General features: G+C 39.9%; 3 protein-coding genes. 1 reads left to right on the top strand and 2 read right to left on the bottom strand.

The window, feature by feature from the left end:
- The first annotated feature begins 765 nt into the window (after positions 1–765).
- Positions 766–4,263: a choice-of-anchor I family protein gene (locus tag F6K40_RS38470; RefSeq protein WP_293145042.1), complete on the top strand. Its 3,498-nt coding sequence runs from the start codon at positions 766–768 to the stop codon at positions 4,261–4,263.
- Between the two features lie 44 nt (positions 4,264–4,307).
- Here F6K40_RS38470 and F6K40_RS38465 read toward each other — a convergent pair whose 3' ends face one another.
- Both F6K40_RS38465 and F6K40_RS38460 read right to left on the bottom strand, forming a co-directional pair.
- Complete coding sequence (locus F6K40_RS38465; RefSeq protein ID WP_293145039.1) at positions 4,308–4,511, bottom strand: hypothetical protein; 204 nt, start codon at positions 4,509–4,511, stop codon at positions 4,308–4,310.
- A gap of 423 nt (positions 4,512–4,934) precedes the next feature.
- Positions 4,935–5,372, bottom strand: a 438-nt coding sequence (locus F6K40_RS38460) for a hypothetical protein (protein ID WP_293145036.1), incomplete at its 5' end; no start/stop codon positions are given.

Genomic DNA, 5,372 nt, shown 5'->3' with positions numbered 1-5,372 from the left:
ACTCAACAACTCTCTTAAGACTTATTTTACAAACAGTTTCTTAAATGGCAATATGAAATGATTCCTGAAAAAACTGTAGGGGTTTGGTCTCCAAATCCGATTTTTGCTTGGGGAAAGGAGACCAAATCCCTACGATAAAATATTACAACCTATTTAGGATGGGTATAGCATTCTTTTTTTTAAGAAGAAAGGAAGAAGGAAGTTGTAAATATTGAAAGAAGGAAAGAATAATAGAAATAGCTCTCTAAAATTAATTACTTAAAGCAGCTATTTTTTGTTAGTTTTAAGCTTGAGATGTAAAATAATTTCCTGAAAAAACTGTAGGGGTTTGGTCTCCAAATCCTTACGATACAATCTGACTTGGGAATTTTTACTTCCGTGAAACGGTATAATTTGGCGATCGCCTCAAGTATAATAATTGAAATCATTCCTGAGAAAAAACTGTAGGAGTTTCGTCTCCTAACCTAAGCGCAAAGGGATTTGGAGACCAAACCACGCATTGATAAAATCTTACAACCTATATATTTAGGATTACTATAATTGACAATTATTCAATGATATGCTTCAGAACCAAGCTTGATTTTTAGTAAACATCTCCGAGCATAAATAAAATCAATTATCGTACTATATACATCAATTATTTCCCCTATTCCCTTCTCTATAGTCCCTACTACCTCTTTTAAATAATTTACTTAAACTTCTCTTAAAGATCGACTGCTAATATACGCACGGCACATTAACATACATATATAACTAGGAAGATTAATGACTGACCCACGACTCCGAGTATTAGGTACTTTTGCCACAGGACTCTTCGATGAGAGTGCTGCTGAAATTCCCGCTTATGACCCCATTACACAAAGAGTGTTTGTTGTCAATGCTGATAGTGCTGCTGTTGATGTCTTAGACATTAGCGACCCTACTAACCCAACTTTTATAACTGAAATAGATGTTTCCTCTTTCGGTGCAGGTGCTAATAGTGTTGCAGTTAATGATGGTGTTGTAGCGGTAGCAGTTGAAGCTAACGACACACAAGACCCTGGTACAGTTGCTTTCTTCAATACTGATGGAGAGACACTCGCTCAAGTAACTGTGGGTGCATTACCAGATATGCTCACCTTCACCTCCGATGGTACAAGAGTTCTGGTAGCAAATGAAGGAGAACCCAACGATGACTATACCAATGATCCAGAAGGTTCTGTTAGTATTATTGACATTTCTGGTGGAGTTAACAATTTAACTCAAGCAGATGTTTCTACTGCTGACTTTACTGCTTTCAATGGTCGGGAAGAGGAATTACGCTCCCGTGGGGTACGGATATTCGGACCTGACGCAAATGCTGCTCAAGACTTAGAACCAGAATATATAGCTGTTTCTCCTGATGACAACACAGCACTTGTAACTCTGCAAGAAAATAATGCTGTCGCAGTGGTAGATATTAACGATGCAACTATTCTAGACGTTCTACCACTGGGAGTAAAAGACCACAGTCGCGGTCTTCCTAACCTGACACAATTTGAATTTTCCGACTTACCAGTTTTAGGTACAACGGAAGCAGGTCAAAATATTCTCCTGGGTGGTTTATCAGGATTATGGTTTGAAGGTGAAGACGAAAACGGCAACCTACAATTTGTTACCGTACCAGACCGGGGACCCAATGGTGCACCCACAGATGTAGACGGTGATGGAGACAACGAAAGACCATTTGCACTACCAGACTATCAAGCGAGAATTGTTCGCTTTACCTTAGATGAAGGCAGTGGCGATATTGAAATAACTGAACAAATTCTCCTAACGAGGGAAGACAACGGTGAGACAGTTCCCATCACAGGTTTACCTAATATTGAAGGAGAAGACGAAGTACCAGTAGACCTTTCTGGCAACCTCCTCGAATATGATCCCTTTGGTGCAGACATGGAAGGTATTGTTGTCAACCCTGCTGACGGCACTTTCTGGACTGTAGATGAATATCGCCCCGCTATTTACCAATTTGATACTGATGGTTCACTGCTCAACCGTTTTGTACCTGAAGGAACAGCAGCACTAGCAGGAGAAACAGCAGGAACTTTTGGTACTGAAACTTTACCAGCAGAATATTCTGAGCGTCGTCGGAATCGTGGTTTTGAAGCTGTTGCTCTAGATCCAGGAGAAGGTATTCTCTATAGTTTTATTCAAACACCTCTACAAAATCCCGATCGCGACACTTCCGACAATTCTAGTGTCATCCGAATCTTAGGTATTGACGCAAATACTGGAGAGTCTGTAGCAGAATATGTCTATCTCTTAGAAAAACCTGACATAGGTACTGGTCCTGTTGTTGATAAAATCGGAGATGCTGTCTATTCTGGCGATGGTAAATTCCTTGTTGCAGAAAGAGACTCCTCTTTCGATCCTACTGCCAAAAAGTTTATCTTTGAAGTAGACCTCAAAGGTGCAACTAATTTACTTGCAAATAATGCGCCAAGTTTACCAAACGGTGAAACCCTAGAAGAACAAACTGCAGATAGTTTAGCAGCAGCAGGTATTCAAGCAGTTAATAAAATTAAAGTCACTAACTTACCTTCCATTGGTTACACTGCTGGAGACAAAGTGGAAGGTCTGGCATTACTACCATCGGAATCAGATGATGAACCACCACGATTAGTTGTACTCAACGATAATGATTTTGGTCTCTTAGATGAAGAGATTCCTGTTGATGGTACTGTTCCTCTCAACCCCGAACCAGTACCAGTAGTTCTAGGTGTGGTTGATTTCTCAACACTAAGTAATCAACTTGATCCTAGCGATCGAGATGATGGGATTAATCTCAACAACTTCCCTGTGTTTGGGTTATTCCAACCAGATAGTATTGCCTCTTTTGAAATAAATGGTGAAACCTTTTATGCAACAGCAAATGAAGGAGACTCAAGAGACTATGATGGTTTTTCAGAAGAAGCACGGGTAGGAGATGAGGAATTTGTACTCGATCCTGACGTTTTCGACGTTGCTGCCATAAAAGATGACGCTGCTCTTGGTCGTCTGACAGTCACAACCACAGCAGGAGATATTGATGGTGATGGCGACTACGACCAAATTTTTGCTAATGGGGGTCGCTCTTTTAGTATTTGGGATGCTGCTGGTAACTTAGTCTTCGATAGTGGCGATGCTTTTGAACAAATTACGGCAGAAGAAGTGCCAATTTATTTCAATTCTGACAACGACGAAAATACTTTTGATACTCGTAGCGATGCTAAAGGACCTGAACCTGAAGCTATAACTACAGGAGTTTTACACGATAAAACCTATGCTTTTATCGGTTTAGAACGCATAGGTGGAATCATGGTTTATGATGTTAGCGACCCCACTGCACCAAATTTTGTGCAATATATCAATAACCGTGACTTCTCCGTTGAATTTGATACTAATGAGGATGGTGATCTAGAACCAACCACAGAGCAACTATCAGCAGCAGGAGATTTAGGACCCGAAGGTTTTGCGTTTATCTCCCCAGAAGATAGTCCGAATGGAGAAGCATTATTAGTAGTTGCTAATGAAGTAAGTGGTACTACTACTGTTTATGAGTTTACTCCAGACCAAATTATCACAGGAACTTCAGAAGATGACAATGAGTCCGGTGGTAAGGGTGATGATAACATTGATGGTCTCGGTGGTAATGATAATCTGAGTGGTCTTGGTGGTAGCGATACTATTAATGGTGGTGCTGGCAACGATGATATTAATGGTAACCGTGGTGATGATCGTATTAGTGGTGGAAATGGTAGCGATCGCCTGAATGGTGGTTTGGAAAACGATACTGTTTTTGGCGGGAATGGAAATGATACCTTAATTGGTCGTTTGGGTAATGATCGCTTGTTAGGAGGTAATGGGGAAGATACTCTCAGTGGGGGTCAAGGTCGCGATCGCCTCAATGGTGGTGCTGATGATGATGTCCTGACAGGTGGTGCGGGTATCGACCGCTTTATTTTTGCTGCTAATAGTGAATTTAGTCAGGCAAACTTAGGGGTAGATGAAATTACAGATTTCAATCCAGACTTAGATTTAATTCTGCTTGACTTGACGACTTTCACGGAAATTACCACTGCTTCTGGTGAAAATATTGGGGATGAGTTTGCCACTGTAGGTGGTGCTGCTACCAGTGACGCTATTATTGTTTATAATTCTGATAATGGTGCTTTGTTCTACAATGCTAATGGCAGTACAAGTCAGTTTGCAGTTCTAACTGGTTCTCCTACTCTCACAGCAGAGAATTTTGTAATCAGATAAGGATGGGGTGTTTGGGAGTTTGGTCTCCAAACCCTTCTGCCAACCTAGAAGCGATCGCTAAAAAAAATAATGTGTAGGGGTTTGGTCTGCCAACCCATTTCTCTAAACTCTTCTGCCAACCTAGAGGCGATCGCTAAAAAAAGTAATGTGTAGGGGTTTGGTCTCCAAACCCTCTTCATACCATTTCCAACACCAAAATAAATGTATAATCCGTAAATGTAGGGGTTTGGTCTCCAAACCTTCTTCATACCATCCCCAAAATCTCAAAACCATAATATTTATTGTTGATTATTTATTGATTTTACCACCGTAGGGGTTTGGTCTCCAAACCCTCTTTATGCCATTCCCAAAATCTCAAAACCATAATATTTATTGTTAATTATTTATTGATTTTACCACCGTAGGGGTTTGGTCTCCAAACCCTCTTTATGCCATTCCCAAAATCTCAAAACCATAATATTTATTGTTGATTATTTATTGATTTTACCACCGTAGGGGTTTGGTCTCCAAACCCTCTTTATACCATTCCCAAAATCTCAAAACCATAATATTTATTGCTGATTATTTATTGATTTTACCACCGTAGGGGTTTGGTCTCCAAACCCTCTTTATGCCATTCCCAAAATCTCAAAACCATAATATTTATTGTTAATTATTTATTGATTTTACCCCTACGAATGTTCTTGATATGCTTTTATTGTTGCTTCTTTTACTGTTTTGGATACTAGGGGAAATGTATTGAGGATATGGGTAAATTCTGTTTCGGTTAATTGGTAAAGGTGAGCGATAATTCCATCAAGTTCGGCGCGGAGTTTGGCGCGTTTAGTTTCGTCGGTGATGCCTTTTTTATGGGAGGTTAATCCTACTTCTTTTGCGAGTTGGTCAAATTCTGGGGTTGTGCAAATTAGTTTGGCAGCGCGTTTTACTATTTCGTTAAAGTAGGGGTCTTTTTCTGTTAGTCGGGGAACGGGAAGTTGATAGACATAAAAGAAGTTTACGTTTGCTGAAACTCTAAATCTAATTCCATAGTCAACAACAAAGCTATTCCACAAAGCAACTAATAATAATATCTCTTTGCAGTTAGGTGAATTACTAATTTTGTCAGAACA

Source organism: Okeania sp. SIO3I5 (genome assembly GCF_010672085.1).
Classification (GTDB): domain Bacteria; phylum Cyanobacteriota; class Cyanobacteriia; order Cyanobacteriales; family Microcoleaceae; genus Trichodesmium.
Note: the sequence above shows the minus strand (reverse complement) of the source record. Positions and strands in the feature narration are given on the sequence as shown.

Excerpts from the sequence above, each read along its gene's own strand:
- F6K40_RS38470 (WP_293145042.1), top strand. The coding sequence starts at position 766 with ATGACTGACCCACGACTCCGAGTATTAGGTACTTTTGCCACAGGACTC.
- F6K40_RS38465 (WP_293145039.1), bottom strand. The coding sequence starts at position 4,511 with ATGAAGAAGGTTTGGAGACCAAACCCCTACATTTACGGATTATACATT.